The sequence below is a fragment of the Helicobacter monodelphidis genome (assembly GCF_003288845.1).
Taxonomy (GTDB): Bacteria; Campylobacterota; Campylobacteria; order Campylobacterales; family Helicobacteraceae; genus NHYN01.
On sequence record NZ_NHYN01000003.1, the window covers coordinates 68,283 to 85,844 of the forward strand.

16 protein-coding genes are annotated in these 17,562 nt (G+C 36.8%); 9 read left to right on the forward strand and 7 right to left on the reverse strand.

What is annotated here, in order from left to right:
• Window positions 1-66: 66 nt before the first annotated feature.
• From CCZ01_RS02190 to CCZ01_RS02230, 9 genes are all read left to right on the forward strand, one after another.
• On the forward strand, window positions 67-849 hold the full coding sequence (locus CCZ01_RS02190; protein WP_112051604.1) for a MetQ/NlpA family ABC transporter substrate-binding protein: 783 nt from the start codon (window positions 67-69) through the stop codon (window positions 847-849).
• A 184-nt stretch (window positions 850-1,033) separates the two neighbouring features.
• Window positions 1,034-1,822, forward strand: coding sequence for a 30S ribosomal protein S2 (gene rpsB, locus CCZ01_RS02195; RefSeq protein WP_112051605.1), 789 nt, complete (start codon window positions 1,034-1,036; stop codon window positions 1,820-1,822).
• Between the two features lie 12 nt (window positions 1,823-1,834).
• Window positions 1,835-2,905, forward strand: coding sequence for a translation elongation factor Ts (gene tsf, locus CCZ01_RS02200; protein WP_112051606.1), 1,071 nt, complete (start codon window positions 1,835-1,837; stop codon window positions 2,903-2,905).
• Window positions 2,906-2,914: 9 nt separating this feature from the next.
• A complete protein-coding gene (locus CCZ01_RS02205) occupies window positions 2,915-3,553 on the forward strand; it encodes an ABC transporter ATP-binding protein (protein WP_112051607.1) in 639 nt (212 codons plus the stop codon).
• A gap of 8 nt (window positions 3,554-3,561) precedes the next feature.
• Complete coding sequence (gene fliR / locus CCZ01_RS02210) at window positions 3,562-4,332, forward strand: flagellar biosynthetic protein FliR (RefSeq protein ID WP_112051608.1); 771 nt, start codon at window positions 3,562-3,564, stop codon at window positions 4,330-4,332.
• Between the two features lie 2 nt (window positions 4,333-4,334).
• Window positions 4,335-5,465, forward strand: coding sequence for an epoxyqueuosine reductase QueH (locus CCZ01_RS02215; RefSeq protein WP_112051609.1), 1,131 nt, complete (start codon window positions 4,335-4,337; stop codon window positions 5,463-5,465).
• A gap of 247 nt (window positions 5,466-5,712) precedes the next feature.
• Complete coding sequence (gene flgE, locus CCZ01_RS02220) at window positions 5,713-8,136, forward strand: flagellar hook protein FlgE (RefSeq protein WP_112051610.1); 2,424 nt, start codon at window positions 5,713-5,715, stop codon at window positions 8,134-8,136.
• Window positions 8,137-8,501: 365 nt separating this feature from the next.
• The gene (locus CCZ01_RS02225; RefSeq protein ID WP_112051611.1) at window positions 8,502-9,389 is read left to right on the forward strand and encodes a DUF2156 domain-containing protein; all 888 of its coding nucleotides are present in this window, start codon (window positions 8,502-8,504) and stop codon (window positions 9,387-9,389) included.
• 67 nt (window positions 9,390-9,456) lie between these two features.
• Entirely contained in the window at window positions 9,457-10,377 is a 921-nt protein-coding gene (locus tag CCZ01_RS02230) for a helix-turn-helix transcriptional regulator (RefSeq protein ID WP_112051612.1), read from the forward strand.
• An 18-nt stretch (window positions 10,378-10,395) separates the two neighbouring features.
• Here the strand turns inward: CCZ01_RS02230 and CCZ01_RS02235 are convergent, their stop codons facing one another.
• From CCZ01_RS02235 to fliP, 7 genes are read right to left on the reverse strand one after another with little or no spacing between them, the layout of a single operon-like run.
• On the reverse strand, window positions 10,396-11,583 hold the full coding sequence (locus CCZ01_RS02235) for a hypothetical protein (protein ID WP_112051613.1): 1,188 nt from the start codon (window positions 11,581-11,583) through the stop codon (window positions 10,396-10,398).
• Window positions 11,567-12,823, reverse strand: a complete 1,257-nt coding sequence (locus CCZ01_RS02240; protein ID WP_112051614.1) for an RNA polymerase factor sigma-54 — start codon at window positions 12,821-12,823, stop codon at window positions 11,567-11,569. The genes CCZ01_RS02235 and CCZ01_RS02240 overlap by 17 nt, the downstream gene beginning before the upstream one ends.
• Window positions 12,820-13,539 carry an LPS export ABC transporter ATP-binding protein gene (gene lptB / locus CCZ01_RS02245; protein ID WP_112051615.1) on the reverse strand — a complete coding sequence of 240 codons (720 nt, stop codon included), beginning with the start codon at window positions 13,537-13,539 and terminating at the stop codon, window positions 12,820-12,822. Before lptB ends, CCZ01_RS02240 begins: the two co-directional genes overlap by 4 nt.
• Window positions 13,527-13,994 carry a tRNA (adenosine(37)-N6)-threonylcarbamoyltransferase complex ATPase subunit type 1 TsaE gene (gene tsaE / locus CCZ01_RS02250; RefSeq protein ID WP_112051616.1) on the reverse strand — a complete coding sequence of 156 codons (468 nt, stop codon included), beginning with the start codon at window positions 13,992-13,994 and terminating at the stop codon, window positions 13,527-13,529. The genes lptB and tsaE overlap by 13 nt, the downstream gene beginning before the upstream one ends.
• Complete coding sequence (locus CCZ01_RS02255) at window positions 13,991-15,601, reverse strand: DNA polymerase III subunit gamma/tau (RefSeq protein WP_112051617.1); 1,611 nt, start codon at window positions 15,599-15,601, stop codon at window positions 13,991-13,993. The genes tsaE and CCZ01_RS02255 overlap by 4 nt, the downstream gene beginning before the upstream one ends.
• A gap of 2 nt (window positions 15,602-15,603) precedes the next feature.
• Window positions 15,604-16,776 (reverse strand): tRNA (uridine(54)-C5)-methyltransferase TrmA, encoded by a 1,173-nt coding sequence (gene trmA / locus CCZ01_RS02260; protein ID WP_112051618.1) that lies wholly within the window; start codon window positions 16,774-16,776, stop codon window positions 15,604-15,606.
• A 20-nt stretch (window positions 16,777-16,796) separates the two neighbouring features.
• Complete coding sequence (gene fliP, locus CCZ01_RS02265) at window positions 16,797-17,510, reverse strand: flagellar type III secretion system pore protein FliP (protein ID WP_258436450.1); 714 nt, start codon at window positions 17,508-17,510, stop codon at window positions 16,797-16,799.
• Between the last annotated feature and the right edge of the window lie 52 nt (window positions 17,511-17,562).

The window sequence follows — 17,562 nt, forward strand, 5'->3', positions numbered from 1 at the left end:
CTTTTTAGTATAGATTAAGTTTTTTAGGCTATAATTCCCCAAAATTCACCTCTTGAAGGATACAAAATGAAGTGTAGTCAAATTTTATGCGGATTCTTATTGGCGGCCAGTGTGTGCATTCCAGCATTTGCAAAAGATGGCAAAATTGTTGTTGGAGCTTCTCCAGAACCTCATGCCTTAATCTTAGAACAAGTTGTTAAACCCTTGAAAGAAAAAGGAATTAAGCTTGAAATTCAAGAATTTAATGATTATGTCGTTCCTAACTTATCCCTTAATGAGGGTTCTTTAGACGCTAACTTCTTTCAGCACGAACCTTACTTAAAGGCATTCAACGCAGATAAAAAAACAGCACTTATTAGCGTTGCAAAAATCCATGTTGAACCCATTGGGCTATATTCTTATAAGATTAAAAAAATCAGTGAGTTGAAAAATGGGAGTGAAATTGCCATTCCAAATGACCCTAGTAACGCTGCAAGATCGTTGCGATTACTTGAAAAAGAAGGGTTAATCAAACTAAAAAAGGGTGATTTGATTACAATTTATGACATCACAGAAAATCCGAAACAACTAAAATTTAAGGAATTAGAAGGTGCACAACTTCCACGCGTTTTGAATGAAGTTGATGCCGCAGTCATCAACACAAACTTTGCACTTTTAGTTGACCTCAATCCGCTTAAAGATGCTATTGCTCTTGAGGACAAAGAATCCCCTTACGCAAATATTCTTGTCGTAAAAAGTGGTAATGAGAATGACCCGGATATTCAAGAATTAATTAAAGCCTTACAAAGCGATAATATTAAACGTTTCATCAACAATCAATATAAAGGTGCGATTCTCCCCTCCTTCTAAATCCAACCTATTGGCTAGTCCTTTTAAAATCTCTAGCCAATCTTCATTGAAATTTAAAATCTTTTTTGCTAGAATGAGAGCCCTTATTTTTAAATAAGTAGCTCACACATACCTCAATCCTTGCGATGAAATGGACGACATTTTATGAAGGTATGGCGGCAAAATCAAATCAAGGAGACCTTAAATGGTAACAATGAAAGATCTTTTAGAATGCGGTGTGCATTTTGGGCATCAAACAAGGCGTTGGAATCCAAAAATGAAAAAATTTATTTTTGGTGTAAGAAAAAATATCCATATCATTGATTTGCAAAAAACTTTGCGTTATTTTCGCTACACTTATAAAATTGTGCAGGATGCGGCAGCAGAGGGAAAAGTCATTATGTTTGTTGGAACAAAAAAGCAAGCCAGTGAAACCATTAAAGAATATGCAAACAAAATTGATGCACCTTATGTTAATTATCGTTGGTTAGGCGGAATGCTCACAAATTATTCGACAATTCGCAAATCTATTCGTAAGCTTGAAAATATTGAAGAAATTGAAGCAAATGGGCAAATTGACCTACTCACAAAAAAAGAAAAATTGATGCTTTTACGCAAAAAAGAAAAACTTGAAAAATATTTAGGTGGTGTGCGACACATGAAAAAAGCACCCGATATGATTTTCGTCATTGATGCGGCAAAAGAAAGAATTGCAGTTGCTGAAGCGAGGCGATTAGGCATTCCAGTAATTGCACCACTTGACACAAATTGCGACCCTGATTGCGTGGATTACCCAATTCCGGGTAATGATGATGCGATTCGCTCCATTCAACTGTTTTGTAAAGAAATTGCTGAAGCTGTCTTGGAGGGACGTGCACTTGCTGAGGGTGGAGAAGAGGCATTAAAGCAACAAAAAACACCTTCACTGGACGATGAAGCAACGGAATCAGAAATGCAAGAAATGGCGGCTCTTGTCGATAAAGTTCAGCAATAAAAAGGAAAAATGATGGCAGATATTAGTGCACAACTCGTAAAAGAATTACGTTCCAAAACAGACGCACCTATGATGGATTGCAAAAAGGTGCTTGTAGAAACAAACGGGGATTTAGATAAAGCGATTGACCTTTTGCGCGAAAGAGGACTTTCTAAAGCCTCTAAAAAGGCTGATAGGGTAGCAAGCGAGGGTGTAATTTCAATTCAAATTGCGGATGATTTCTCAAAAGCTGCAATGGTTGAAATTAATTCAGAAACAGACTTTGTTGCCAAAAATGAGACCTTTCAAGACTTAGTCGCAAAAACAACACAGGCTGTTTTCAGCAAAGAGATTACAACGGTAGACGACATTACATCTTTAGATATTCAAGGTACCGCTTTCAATGAATTCTTACAAGCTAATATTGCAAAAATCGGAGAAAATCTAGTTTTAAGACGATTGCACACACTTAAGGCGGATTGTCCGCTAACAATCATCAATGGTTATGTCCACACCAATAAGCGCGTAGGCGTTCTTATTGCACTTACATGCACAAAACCGGAATCTAAGGAAGCTACGATTGATCTTGCAAAAAAGTTTGCAATGCATGCAGCTGCAATGAAGCCACAAGTAGTTTCGTATAAAGAATTTGATGATGAGTTTATCCAAAAGGAAAAAATTGCATTAATTGCTGAATTGGAAAAAGAAAATGAAGAATTGGCACGACTCAAAAAGCCTTTACATAAAATTCCTCGATTTGTTTCCAAAAAAGAGATTACAGAGGAAATTATCAAAGAAGAAGAACAAAGGTTAAAGGAAGAATTGAAGGCACAAAACAAGCCTGAAAATATTTGGGAACGTATTATCCCGGGGCAAATTGAACGTTTTATTGCAGATAATACTTTGCTAGACCAACGTCTTACACTTCTTGGGCAATTCTATATTGTCGACGACAAAAAACGTATTGACCAAATCTTAGCAGAAGAGAACAAAAAACTAGGAGATAGCATTCATGTTCACGCTTATATACGTTTTGAGTTAGGTGAGGGTATTGAAAAGCAAAAAACAGATTTTGCAGCTGAAGTTGCTGCACAAATGGGCTAAGGGGAGTTTATGCTACTAGAAGCAAAGGGGCTAGAACACACTTTTGACTACCCTTTGTTTCATTCTGTAAACTTGCAAGGTAAGGCGGGCGAGAGCATTTCAATTGTGGGTTTGAGTGGGAGCGGAAAAAGCACACTTTTGCATATCTTATCCACGCTTTTGCGTCCACAAAAAGGGAGTGTAAATCTTTTTGGGCAGGATATTTATCGACTAAAAACTGATGACCTTCTTGCAATTCGCCGACATAAAGTTGGTGTTGTTTTTCAATCTCACTATCTATTTAAGGGTTTTGACGCCATTGAAAACCTTCAAGTTGCAGCCTTACTCACACAACAAGAAATCGATAAAACCTTACTTGAGAAGTTTAAAATCCTACATTTACTTAACCACTATGCAGGTAAGCTCTCTGGAGGAGAACAACAAAGACTTTCTATTGCAAGAGTTCTCACAAAAAAACCTCAAATCATCTTTGCTGATGAGCCAACAGGAAACTTAGACCAAGAAACCGCTTTTAATGTGATGGAAGCATTGTTTGATTACATTCAAGAACAAAATGCCCTTTTGGTGCTTGTTACGCACGATAAAGGTTTGGCTAAATGTTGCTCTCATTGTTATGAATTAAAAGAACAGCAGTTAATTCTTAGCTAGGATTCAGAATGCAACTTGTTTCACTTCTTACAGATGCTGGGGTGGCAAATTTCTTATTCCTCTTGCTTCGTTTCGCCGGGGTTTTCACATTCTTTCCTTTCTTTGAAAATCAACTCATTCCTGTTAGTGTTCGTGGAGCATTAACGCTTTATATGACTTTGCTTTTCTATCCTATTGTACCTCATCAAATTCCACCTATGGAACCTATTGCCTTTATTCTGGGTGGTTTATCGGAAATTATGCTAGGATTCTTAAGTTCTGTATTTCTACAAATTGTCTTTGGAATGATTAATTTTGGAGGTGAAACTATTAGCTTTAGTATGGGTTTGACGATGGCTAGTGCTTTTGACCCCGTTTCTGGAACGCAAAAAGCCATTGTTGGACAAATCATCGTTATGCTTGCATTATTGATATTGTTAGCAGCAAATTTTCACCACCTCATCTTAGAATTTGTTGCTTTTTCTCTCACGCAAATTCCGCTTGGCGGATTCGTGTTTTCCCCCCATATTGTTCCTTATATTGTCAAGGCATTCACAAACCTTTTTTTAATCGGCTTTACAATGGCATTTCCCATCGCTGCCTTGATTTTACTATCAGATATTATTTTTGGTATGATTATGAAAACGCACCCGCAGTTCAACCTTCTTGTTATCGGATTCCCCGTTAAAATTAGCCTTGCATTTATGGTGCTTATCGTGATTATTCCTGCAATTATGGTGCATTTTAAACGCGAAATTGCCCTTGCATTTGATGCACTACAAATGTTTTTTGTGAGATAAATATGCAAAATGTATCGCAAAGTATCTTGGTTCATATTTGTTGCTCTGTAGATAGCCATCATTTTTTAAGTGAATTAAAAAAACTCTACCCCACAACAAAAATAATCGGTTATTTCTACAATCCAAACATTCATCCCTTTGAAGAATATACACTGCGATTACTTGATGTAGAACGAAGTTGCAATTTGCTTGACATTGAATTAATTGATGAAGAATATGATTTTAATCATTGGCTAGTGCAAACAAAAGGTTATGAAGACGCACCTGAAAAAGGTGAGCGATGTGAAATTTGCTTTTCTGTACGACTGCACAAAACTGCAAAAAAAGCAAAACAACTCAATTTAAAATTTATCAGCACAACTCTTCTCACAAGCCCGATGAAGCCTCAAGAAGAATTATTTGCGCTGGGAGAAAAAATTTCTACACAATACAATCTTGGCTTCATTTCTCTTGATACACGTTCTTCAGGTGGCACACAACGACAACAAGCTCTCGCAAAAGAGGCAAAACTTTATCGTCAAAATTATTGTGGATGTTTATACGCCCTCACAAAACAACGCGATAAAAGCAGCAAACAACCCACAGAATTATTCTGCCCAATTTCTCAAAAACATTATGCAGAATTTCCTATACCCCTTCGCCTTGCACTCTACAAGAAACGTATGGAGCTAGAACAAAAACAAATCCCTTACCGCTTAATTAAGCAACGCAAAATGTTTTATTATCCACAATTCACGATTCTGTATGACCAATTTAAGAATCAACTACCCTGCTATGTTTTAACACATTCTTTATTTCCTTATTGCGGGAATTTAGACAAAATGCGTTCACAAAAAGTTGATATGATAAAACTCAAAAATGGCATTTTTTGTAGCCTCAATTCAGAGGTGTATATGTTAAGTTTAGAGTTTTATAATCATTTCTTCAAGCGAAAAGATTCAAGCATTACAGAATTATTATTTTCAGGAACAAGCACGGAAGAAGAATTAGAATGTAGAAATGCCATTGAAGGCGATAGGCTCGGAAGTAGCCTCATTCTGGTGGTAGATTCTCCGCAAGAAAGCAGGTATTCAATAACACATTTCGCATTCTTTCAAGAAGAAATTTTAGAGCGAATTGTCACAGAAGAGTAATGCTAGATAATAGTGATTTGCTAAAAGAGAATTAAAAATATACAAGTTGGAATACTTTTTGCTAAAAAACCATAATCCATTTAACCCTGCCTTAAAATTTCCACACTAAAACCCCCTCAAATAACCTTAAACCTTTAGGGTTTGGCGATAAAAAGTCAGAAATCTCCTTTTTATTCATAAAAATTCTTAAAATTGGAACGAAACTTGCTTTATACTTTTAAAATTTCAACTTAAAAAAGGATGAACGATGTTAAAATCACTATGGGCAGGTGTGAGCGGAATGCAAGCACACCAAGTTGGTCTTGATGTTACCAGTAACAATATTGCAAACGTAAATACAACTGGTTTTAAATCTTCTCGTGCAAACTTTGCTGATATGATATATCAACCAAGAAGGGGGGCAACAACTCCTCAAGGTGGATTAGGTGGGCTCAATGCTTTTACAATCGGTTTGGGTGGTAGCGTTAACTCTACAACAAGAGTTCACGAACAAGGTTCCTTAAAGTCTACAAACTGGAAGGGTGATCTTGCTTTAAGCGGTCAAGGATTCTTTATTGTTAGTGGAGATGGCGGACGCACTCGTGCCTTAACACGTGATGGGCAATTTGGATTTGACGCACAAGGAAACTTCTTAAACAATGCAGGTTATATTGTGCAAGGTTGGACAAAAGACATTTCTTCTTTTGGCAAAACATGTGCAATCAATGAAAACCAAGTGGATACAAGCGGACCTATTTCAGGCATTCGTATCGATCCTAAAATGGTTATGCCAGCAAGAATGACAGATAGCGTTAAAATTGCAGCAAGCTTAACCTCAAGCGACTACACAGATAATGTAGCTTGTTCTTACGCGCTTGATAGCAGTGGACATACCATCGCAAATGACAATAATAGAATCTATGATAGTAAAGGTAATAGAACGCAAGTTCCAGATGATATGGGAACTCTATTCTCTTCTGATGGAAATGCAATGAAACTTCAACATGGACAAGGCATTTGGGTCAGTTATAGAGATACAGAGCTTACAGCAGGTATCAACCAAGCTTATATTACATCAGCAACTGCAACTGTTACACAAAGCATCACACTGAACGGACAAAAAATTTCTTTTGTCAATAACTCAACCTCAACAAATGTAACAAGTGTGGAAGCAGCAATTAAAGCAATCAATAATTATACCGACAAAACAGGTATTAGGGCTTATGCAAGCGGTTCTACAGGAATTCAGCTTATTAATGATAACTCAATTGATGGGGATTCTAGCACAAAAAATATCCGCATTGGTGCTGTTATACCTGCTGATGGTGTGTTCTCATTCTTTAAAGATGTCACTATGCTTGATTCTTTTGGTGCTAAGGAGCTTCCAAATGGTGATATTGTACGCGAAACAGCATTTAACTACAAATACACAACGCAAAGCAACCTACAAATGACTTCTACACAAGGAAGAGTCTTTAATTCTACAGAAGACTTGCGTCGATGGATGCAATATGATGCAAATATCCAGAAGAACTCTCACGCTGTTTCTATGGCAGCTGCTGCCGGTGGACTTTTCCCTATTACTATCTCTAACTACTCTATTGCACCGGGGCAAACAGGAGCAGCAGGAACACTATCTCCTTGGGGGCAAGGGACAGCAACCAACCCGCAAGAGAGTTCAGCATGGACACGTTTGAATTCTGTCAGTGTAACAATGAATGAATGGGGACAATTTGTTATGCAAAACAATCAAGATGGATTGCTTGATGAAGACATTACACAAGTGCCAAATCCAGGACAACTACCGGGTCCAAATAGTGCAAACAACTTGAAAATCAATATTGCGAATTACCAAAGCAAGAAAGTACCAAGCAATGTTTTATTTGGTAAGATGATGGGAGGATTAAATACAAGTGCATTAACAGAAGCTGGACCAGTAAGCTCAACAGGAAGCTTTAAAGTACCTAAACTCACAACTTCCTTCGATATCTTTGATAGCTTAGGAAATAAGCACACTCTAACAGTTGAATTTAGAAAGAAAGATGATTTAGAGTGGACATTCAGCCTTAAGTTACCAGAACCTGCGGAATTCACGCCACCTAATCCTGATATGCCAAATGTATTAGAAGGTGGAAGCATTACTTTTAACCGCAATGGTGGACTTCAGTCTGTGCAACCCAACAAATTCATCTTCAATCCGCGTTCAGGAGCAACTTCTCCACAAGAAGTTGATATCGACTTTGGACAAAATGGAGTTAATTCAGATTACAAGGGTGTAACAAGCACAAATGAAGAAAGTGCAGCGAGAAATCACGACCAAAATGGTTGGGCATCAGGGACACTCACAGATTGGAGCTTTGATGCAAATGGTATTTTAATTGGTGAATTCAACAATGGTAAGAATTTTGCACTTGCAAAAGTTGCTATCGGAACGGTAGCGAATGAATCTGGTTTGAATAGCTGGGGTAATAACCTCTTTGGAGTTTCTCCAAACTCTGGTGATATTGTTGTGGGTGAGGCAAATAAAGCAGGAAACGCAAATATAGAACCCTCAAAACGCGAACAATCCACAGCCGACTTGAGTGAGGAACTTACGCAACTTATTGTAATACAAAGGGGTTATCAAGCAAACTCCAAAACCGTAACAACTTCAGACCAAATTCTGAATACTCTGTTGCAGCTTAAGCAATAATTTTCAATGGCTAGGGCTTAGGGCTTTAGCCACCTCTTGGGTATTTTATGAGACATTCTGGCTTAGTAGATGTATGCCTCATTTAAAAAATATTTCAAGATATTTTGGTATAATTTCGTCGTTTCTCCTTTAAATAGTTTAACCTCCTATTCCAGTTCCTCCATTCTGAAATAGGAGGTTTTTTCATTTTTATTAATCTGTTATCTTAATTTTTTGTTTGTGGTCATTTCTTGCGAAAATTATCGCTCTTTAAGTGTAATTATTACAAGCTTAGTCATCTTGTTTCATAAATTATCACATATAAGATTGTGTAAATAGTGTAATCCTGCTACAATTTCAAATAACAAAATACAGGCGAGGTTAAAATGAATTTTAAACCCATTTCTTTAGCAGATAAAGATTTGATTGAAAAGTATCAAAAAGAGGCGGATTATGAAATATCCGACATCTCTTTTACAAATTTATTTTTATGGAGTTTTTCGCGCTCTATCTCTTTTTGTGAAATTCACGACACCCTTTGCATTCAAACCACTTACCCCCAACAAAAACCTTTTTTATTCCTTCCATTAGGTAAGGGGGATAAAAAGGCAGCTTTAGAGGAAATTATTGCTTTTTATCAAAGTCAAAATCTACATTTTTCCATTCATTCTCTTAGTCAACAAATGAAAGAAGAGCTAGAACAAATTATGCCTAATCGCTTTACGTTCACTTATAATCGAGATCGCTCTGACTATGTCTACTCCATTCAAGAATTAGTTGAACTAAAAGGGCGAAAATTCCATAAGAAAAAAAATCATCTTAATCGTTTCTATGAGGAGTATCCAAATTTTTCTTATCGAGTTCTGAACATTTCTAATCGTTTTGAATTGATTGAGGTATGGAATAATTGGTTTAGCCATACACAAGAACCAACACAAGGATTAAAAAATGAATATATTGGCATCTTAAATGCGTTGGAAAATTTTGAAAATATGAATTTTACATGCGGAATTTTATATGTGAATGATGAAATTATTGCTTTTAGTTTAGGGGAACCGCTAAATCACAATAGTGTTGTGATTCATATTGAGAAAGCAAATATTTCTTATCATGGTGCATATCAGGCAATAAATCAATTATTTTTAGAAAAGCAATGGCAGAATTATGAATGGGTAAATCGTGAAGAAGATTTAGGAATTGAAGGATTAAGAAAAGCAAAAATGAGTTATCACCCTGCTTATCTTGTAGAAAAATTTGATGGTTTTTTAATTTAGCCACAATTTATTAATCTTTTTTATCATAAAATATGATATGATTTGATAATAAGAGTGGGAGGGGAGTATGCAGCAAAATTATGAAAAATTGTCTATTCGTTTGGGAAAAATTTTAGAGTTACTTTATGAGGGTAAGGAGTTCTCGCTCAAAGAATTGAGTGAGAAATTTGGTGTGAGCGAACGCACTTTACAGAGGGATTTGTATGAAAGATTGGGGGATAAAATCACAAAGCAAAATGGCGTTTTCAAACTTTTAAACCATACTCAAATCCAGCACCAAAACCGATATGACCGCACAATATCTATTCTTAAAGAGGTAAGTAAGGGCATTGGGGAAGATTTTTCAAAAACAGCTGATGAAATTTTTGATCTTTTCAAGATTGCACAAAGGGATTCTTATGCGACAAAGTTATTCCTTGATGATATTAGTGCAAAAAGTGCACTAATCCATAAAATTGAGAATGCTATTACTCAAAATTTTATTCTAAAAATTCGATATAAATTTCACGATATGCCCATCGAATGTGTGGTTACGCCTATACAGATTGTATGTTTAAATGGTATTTGGTATTTGATTGCAGCAAATCAAGATGGCATCTGCAAAATTAATATTAATTCCATCGTTAAACTAAAATCCAAAAAAGACAAAAAGGGGCAAAATATTCCCCAGCAAAAAAATATTCAAGATATTGTGGGTGAATCTTTTTGCATTAAAGAATCCCGCATTAATGTTAAATTACAAATTAATAGCGAAATTGCAGACTACTTCAAAAACAAAAAATTTACAAATTTACAAACAATTATTGAGCAAGATAACAAGAATCTCGTTGTAGAATTTGCCGTATCGAGCCTTGAGGAAATTAAAGGAGAAATATTGCGTTGGTTACCTTATGTGATTGTTTTAGAACCAAAACTCTTAAGAGATGACATACAAAAAACGATTCTTGATTACCAAAAACTACTGAATAATCAAGAATCCTTAGCCTAATAATTTAGGCTGAAACACTCACCATAAAGGTGTATTTGGTGTTCTAGGTAAGCCTTTCATTAATCGAATATCGTCAACAAATCCATTGAGATTCACAGCTGAAGCACGGATAAGATGTTGCAAAAGTTCGTCCCTTAAACCAATGGAATGATTATAGATATAAGCTTGAATAGCCTGTTGCCATTGCCCTTGTGCAACATCGACTGTAAATTCTCTCCACAAGCTATTTGCCGACCAAAGCACTTCCCCGCTACCTGGCTCAATCAGCAAAATCTCCCCGCGCATAGAAATAGTAATTGCATTGGGTGTTTTTGGAGGAAGGGCTATGCCTCTAAGTGGATTAGGTTGTGGTTGTGTATTTTGCCCTTGCTGTTGTTGTGGAGTCCCTTGCCCTTGTTGCGGTAAATTCTGCCCTTGCGTATCGCGTAGATTCTGGCTATAGTTTCCTGACCCGCGTCCAGCTTGCGAATGATTGAGTTTTTGTGCAGAATCCAACGCTGGATCTGCTCCTTTTGTAGCTTCATTTTGTGCTATTTTCTCCATCTCTGCATTCTTCGGATTTGGCTTTTTAGGTTGTTGTTGTTGGCTTTGTACATTTTGCGGTTGGGGTTGTTTTGGAGGTTGCAGAGGTTGTGGAGCATTTGCAGCCTCAATGGCGGCAATTTCCTCTGGCGTATAACTCAATGTTGTACCTTGAAATTCTTTGACCGTAATATAAACACGTGAATAAAAAACTGCTGGTAAACGATTAGCCTCATCAACGCTAATGGGGTATTGTGGATAATAGCTCACAATCTGCATTCTTTTCTCCCCCAACAAAGACGGAAAATCTCGATTGAAAACATCTACACTCATTCGTGCATAAGACTCAACAACAGGTGCGAATCGGTTATAATTGTTTTGTGTCATTCCATAATCAATACTAATCAATGTTGGAATGTAACCAATATAGCTATCATAGTTAATGCGCAACGGACGATCCGTACGTGTGAATCCAACTGCGTGATTAGAACTTCTCGGGGGATTTGGCTCTTGCGTTTTAGGTGGGGGCATAGAGGGAAGTTGCATAGACGGAACTTGCGTTGTGAGATTAGATTCTTGATGTGTGATGTCACTAGCTGGAGGCTGGTCGCCTTCAAAGCCAAACCATGAGCAACCACTAAGCAATAATGTTGCTGGAATGACAAGTTTAACAAGAGATTTCATAAAGTTTTTTCCTTTCACTTGAACTAGCTATATTAAGCTGCTTTCTGTATTTTGTAATTGTGCGTCTTACAAGAGTAATGCCAAAATGCCCTTCAACAATTTGCAAAAGTTTCATATCGCTAAGAGGATGTTTGCGATCTTCATTCTTTACCAAATCAGCAATAAAATCCTTAATGGCGGCGTTAGAAGTATCTTCATCAATTGCTGTTGCAAAGAAACTTTTCAGAGAAAAAATTCCACGATTGCATTCAAGATATTTTCCAGAAATAGCACGTGAAATTGTTGATGGTGCATGATTGAACTCATCAGCAAGATCCTTAAGTTTCATTGGGCGAATTTCCCCCCCTTTGAAAAAATCGTATTGATATTCTACAATCATTAGCCCAATTTTGTAAAGTGTCGCTTTACGCATCTCAAGAGCATCAACTAAGTCTTTTGCTTCCTTGATTTTATTGCGTATATAACTATCCTTGGATTTAACCTTGCTATCTTCAATAATAAGAGTGGGATAACAAGTATCATTGATACTAACTTCTATCTCCCCCCCTTCTTCCAGCACAAAGACTTCAGGGATAACCTCTCTATCACTGGCAAGATAATCGATTGCTGGAGGATTTTTAAATTTCTGAATCACTTTCATGGCTTCCTCATAGTGAACGCGTTTTTTGAAATGAGCATGATTTTGTAAATCAGCCACAATCTCCAAGCAGAGGGCGTAAATTTCGCTACTACATTCTGCTTGCTCTAGCTGAAACAAAAATGATTCCATAATGTCACAAGCACCAATTCCTGGAGGCTCTAAATAAGAGAATCTTTTACGGACTTTTTCACATTCTTCTACACTACATCCGCAATCTTGGGCAATTTGTTCCATATCACCATCAAAATAACCCTCATCATTTATATCCTCAATAATCATTTCTGCAATTTTACACGACTTTGGAGTCGGGAATAATGGAGCTGCAATTTGTTCTAGCAAAAATTCATAGAGGCTTTTTTTAGCTAAGCAAAAACGTTCTATACTATCAGAAATCCCACTCCCGCTACGAGTCTTTTCGCGTTTAGTTTTCGTATTCAGACTATTTTGTCTTGGATTATCAATTTGCACATAGGGATTATCGCTTGTAACCTCATTCAAAGTGCTTTCCAGGTCATCAATAGAACTTTGCAATATCGGCAACCAACTCTTAAGGGTGGCAGAAAGCTTGGCTTTATTCTGAATAGAAGTGCGTAATTTCATAGCTTAAAATGCTCGCCTAAATAGTGCTTACGCACCAATTCATTATTATAAATTTCCTTACTGCTTCCTTGTGCCAACAATTCCCCTCCTTTAATCACATAAGCACGATGGCACACACCTAATGTTTCACGTACATTATGGTCAGTAATCAAAACACCAATACCAAATCCAACAAGCTGTTCAATAATTTGTTGAATATCCCCAACCGCCAACGGATCAACTCCAGCAAAAGGTTCATCAAGCAAAATAAATTTTGGTTTTTTCACTAAAGCACGTGCAATTTCCACACGTCGACGTTCACCACCGCTTAGACTAATCCCTTTTCGCATTCTAATAGGCTCGATATTAAAAGCCTCCAGCAACTCTTCAATGCGATGTGCTCGTTCTTGTTTAGGCAAGGAAACTTCAGCCGCCAAAGCAAGATTATCCTCTACGCTTAAATCTTTAAAAACACTCGATTCTTGCGGTAAATAACCGATGCCTTTGAGTGATCTTGCGTGCAGAGGTAGAGAAGAAATTTCAACATCATCAAAAAAAACTTCGCCACTCGTTGCCCTGAGCAATCCACAAATCATATAAAATGTTGTTGTTTTTCCTGCCCCATTAGGTCCCAACAATCCAACAACTTCCCCGCTATGAACATCTAAAGAAACACCGCGAACAATCTGTGTTTTTTTGATTTGCTTAGTTAAATTCTCTGCCTTCAGAGTGTGCATTGCCCCAATCCTATTCGATATTTGCGTTTATCCCTTAGTGCTTCTATCCCAACTTTTAATGATATTATACCCATTTTCATACAAATTGTCTCTATTTTTTCATCACCCCATTCAATAAAATGAATCCCTTTTTGCTGAATTTCCTCTGTTATGCCTAATTCTAGGATATCATTTAGCTCATAGCGATACAAATCATAATGATGCAAAAAGGAAATGGATTGATGTGTGCTAGGATAGGTTTGGAGAAGATTAAATGTAGGAGAAGTGATGGAATCAATACCTAAGATTTTTCCAAAAGATTGCACTAAGGTTGTTTTACCTGCCGCTACTTCCCCCTGCAACAAAAAAACCCGCCCTTCTTGTTGGTAGTATTCAAAAATTTTCAAGAAAAGTGGATTGTTTTGATTTTGCAAATCTTGTTGACTTAAAACAAATTCTGTATATTCTTTGTTCATTCCAATTTCCCTTTCTTAATAACAATATCTTTAATATTTAAGAATTGATTAGCGGCTTGTACAATTGGAATATTAAGGAGTCTATCTATTTCCTTTTGTTGTGAAGAATCTATCTTTTGAATAAGTTTTTCTGGATGCGACACAAATTCTTCTTGCTGTGCTGTTGACTCTGTATGGGAAGAATCATTTTGTTCTAGCTGGATACGAACTTCCTGTCCATTGTTGGCTTTGCTATAAATTTCTTGCACAAAATGCTTAATCATAGAATAGCTATTCTTAAGACGTTCCTTGCATTGCCCCGTTGCAGAACTTTGCCACGATAAAACTCCATCAATAAAAGAGATAAATTGAATGTGCTTCTCAAAACATTCACCTAACTCAAAGTTGCGATCATAAATTTTTGTTTTCAGTTGTGCAAAAAGATTTTCTGGTTCTGAAACAGGAAGGGTAATGATGGGTGTTGGCTTTGCATTCTTACTTGAAGATTCTTGATAAGATGCTGGTGTAGGCAGAGAATTTGCCGCTTTAATCGCATTTGTTTTACCAAAAATTTCATGCTCTAAATTCTTAATCATCTCTTCAATATTCATTGTTTTCAGTGCTTCAAGCATTTTTAATAGACTAAGCGTCAACACAAAGGAGCTATTAGCATTGAGGTATAAAAGTTGTTTGCTATCTGTAATAATGCGGAAAAATCTATCAATAGTAACAAGCGGAAAGAGATTGTTCCCATTACGCAATGATTCGTTCAAATGGTTTGCAATTTCCTCTAAAACCATTTCACATTCATAGCTTTCAAGCTCTTCTGCAATTTTAAACACATTTTCCTTATCTTCTTTTTGTAATGCTTCAAACAAAGAATCTAGCAATATGGGGTCAAGAATCCCAAGCATTTGTGCGACAGAAGCCGCTTCAATACTATTTTTAGAGTAAATAATAGCTTGATCAAGCAAAGTCAATGTATCGCGAAGACTCCCACCACCGCTACGCACAATCATTTCTAAAGCATCTTGTTTATAAGGAATATTCTCTTTATTAAGAATATTAATCAGATGGTTAAGAACAATTCTTGGTGGAATTTTTTTAAATCGAAAATGTTGAGAACGACTAAGAATTGTCGGTGGAATTTTTAAGACATCTGTTGTCGCAAGAATGAACTTAACATAACTGGGCGGTTCCTCAAGGGTTTTTAAAAGTGCGTTATAGGATTCGCGCGTAAGCATATGCACCTCATCAATGATAAAAACCTTAAATCTACCCATTGTAGGAGCATATTTGGTTTGCTCGATAATCCCGCGGATATCATCAATTTTGCGTGAAGAGGCGGCGTCCATTTCAATAATGTCTAAATGCCGTCCGTTTGCCGCCGCTTTACAATTTGCACACTCATTACAAGGTGTGCTTGTTGGTCCTTGATCGCAATTTAAAGATTTTGCAAAAATTCTAGCACTTGATGTTTTTCCACTTCCTCTTAACCCTGAAAATAAATATGCATGCCCCAACCTTCCGCTATCAAGGGCTAAGGAAAGGGTTTGGGATATGGAATCCTGCCCAATGAGTTCACTAAAGACACTTGGGCGATATTTAATAGCTAGGGCAGTAAACATTGCTAATCCTTTATTTTTTGCAACCAAATAGCTGATTCTAAATGATGCGTATAAGGAAACTGGTCAAAAACAGCACAGCTAATTATGCGGTGAGTTTGGCTAAGAATCTTTAAATCTTGCAACATTGTACGAGGATTACAAGAAACATAGGCAATATAAGGAAAAGTTGTTGCAAATGTAGCAATATTATTGCCCAGCCCTGCACGTGGTGGGTCAACAAAAAGGGTTGAAAAATGAAAATCTTGTAGATTTATATCAGAGAATCTTTTAAAAATGCGTTTTTGCAATAGGGCAGCTTGTAAATCTTCAGCATGCATACGCACTAATGTTGTGTTTTGAATATGATTTAAATGGCAATTTTCAATCGCAGCCTTAAGGCTTACACGTGAAACTTCTGTGGCTAAAACCTTCTGAAAATATCTTGAAAGCGGAAAAGTAAAATTACCTAAACCGCAATATAATTCCAATAAATCTGAATTTTGAATGGGAATTGTTTGGGAAATTTGTTTCGCCACCCACTCAATCATCTTTACATTCATAAAAGAATTTGGTTGTGAAAATGCACCCTCATACAAGCGATAAACAAAATCATATCTTTGCTGGTTTAATTTTACTTGTAGTGTCTGTGTAATAAATTCGTTTTGTAAAGCTATTTTTTGTTTACGACTTCTTCCGATAAGATGAATGGAATGTAGATGTGAGCAACATTTTTGCAATTTTACCTGGAGCTGCTTTGCCGATTCTTCCCACTCTGGCTTTAAAAACTTATGATACAGGAGTGTGATAAGAATTTCTGTTTGTGTTGCAAGAAAATTGACTCCAAATAAATGTTGACTAAGTATCTTTTGAAGAGATAAATATTCCAATAAAGGCATAAAAATATCTTGAATGGGCTGCAAAACAATTTCACAATGCTGAATAAAAACAGGTTGATTTTCTAAACCACGCAAGGTATAGAAAATTTTATCTTGTTTATGGAAAATACCAAACTCCGCCCTTGCACGAAAAGAATGGTGAGGGGAAGAAAAAGCTGTAAAATGTACATCTTGCAAGAATGTGCACAATATTTCTCTGAAATCTCTGCATTTTTCTGCAAACTGCCTTTCATAAATATCCCCACCTTTAAAATGCTTAAAAGAACAACCACCACAAGTTTCCCATTGAAGACAATTCATGTGAACTCTACTTTATTCCGTCATTTGAAACTAGCGACAAGGTTTCCTGCAAGCAGATTAAATCCATCAACGAGCACAAAGATAAGAATCTTGAAAGGTAGAGAAATCATCACCGGTGGTAGCATCATCATACCCATTGCCATCAAAATGGAGCTAACAACCATATCAATTGCCAAAAAAGGTAAATAAATCAAAAAGCCGATTTGAAAAGCTGTCTTAATCTCGCTAATCATAAAAGCTGGAATTGCAATGAGTAAAGGTACATCATCAATTGTTTGAGGATTATCCATTTGTCGTATACGATAAAAAAGGGCAATATCTTTTTCCCTCGTATTACGAATCATAAACTCCTTAAATGGGCGTACGGCACGGTCAAAAGCCACTTCATATGAAATCTGTTTATCCAAATAAGGACGAATACCCACCTCATAGCTTTGCTTTGCCACAGGTTCCATAATAAAAAAAGTTAGCACCATTGCCAATGAAACTAATAATTGTGTGGGCGGGGATTGTTGTGTTCCCATTGCAGTTCTAAGAAAAGAAAATACAATGATAATCCGTGCAAAGCTTGTCATTACAAGAACTAAGGAAGGGGCTAAAACAAGCAATGTAAGAATAACAACAATGTTTAATGTTGTTACCAAATCGCCCGGGTCAGTTGGTGCACCGATGGTTAAATTCACACTCGGAGGCGTGGGGGCGATAGGTGGCATTGCTGGAGTTTGTGCACGCATCTGTGCTTGTTGTTGCATTGCTGAAATAGGTTGCGGTGGCTGTGGCGTAACA

Bases quoted from the DNA above. Each gene is read 5' to 3' on its own strand.
- rpsB (WP_112051605.1), top strand. From the start codon at position 1,034: ATGGTAACAATGAAAGATCTTTTAGAATGCGGTGTGCATTTTGGGCAT.
- CCZ01_RS02235 (WP_112051613.1), bottom strand. From the start codon at position 11,583: ATGAAATCTCTTGTTAAACTTGTCATTCCAGCAACATTATTGCTTAGT.
- trmA (WP_112051618.1), bottom strand. From the start codon at position 16,776: ATGAATTGTCTTCAATGGGAAACTTGTGGTGGTTGTTCTTTTAAGCAT.
- CCZ01_RS02240 (WP_112051614.1), bottom strand. From the start codon at position 12,823: ATGAAATTACGCACTTCTATTCAGAATAAAGCCAAGCTTTCTGCCACC.
- tsf (WP_112051606.1), top strand. From the start codon at position 1,835: ATGGCAGATATTAGTGCACAACTCGTAAAAGAATTACGTTCCAAAACA.
- CCZ01_RS02205 (WP_112051607.1), top strand. From the start codon at position 2,915: ATGCTACTAGAAGCAAAGGGGCTAGAACACACTTTTGACTACCCTTTG.
- tsaE (WP_112051616.1), bottom strand. From the start codon at position 13,994: ATGAACAAAGAATATACAGAATTTGTTTTAAGTCAACAAGATTTGCAA.
- CCZ01_RS02190 (WP_112051604.1), top strand. From the start codon at position 67: ATGAAGTGTAGTCAAATTTTATGCGGATTCTTATTGGCGGCCAGTGTG.
- CCZ01_RS02230 (WP_112051612.1), top strand. From the start codon at position 9,457: ATGCAGCAAAATTATGAAAAATTGTCTATTCGTTTGGGAAAAATTTTA.
- flgE (WP_112051610.1), top strand. From the start codon at position 5,713: ATGTTAAAATCACTATGGGCAGGTGTGAGCGGAATGCAAGCACACCAA.
- CCZ01_RS02215 (WP_112051609.1), top strand. From the start codon at position 4,335: ATGCAAAATGTATCGCAAAGTATCTTGGTTCATATTTGTTGCTCTGTA.
- CCZ01_RS02255 (WP_112051617.1), bottom strand. From the start codon at position 15,601: ATGTTTACTGCCCTAGCTATTAAATATCGCCCAAGTGTCTTTAGTGAA.
- lptB (WP_112051615.1), bottom strand. From the start codon at position 13,539: ATGCACACTCTGAAGGCAGAGAATTTAACTAAGCAAATCAAAAAAACA.
- CCZ01_RS02225 (WP_112051611.1), top strand. From the start codon at position 8,502: ATGAATTTTAAACCCATTTCTTTAGCAGATAAAGATTTGATTGAAAAG.
- fliP (WP_258436450.1), bottom strand. From the start codon at position 17,510: ATGCGTGCACAAACTCCAGCAATGCCACCTATCGCCCCCACGCCTCCG.
- fliR (WP_112051608.1), top strand. From the start codon at position 3,562: ATGCAACTTGTTTCACTTCTTACAGATGCTGGGGTGGCAAATTTCTTA.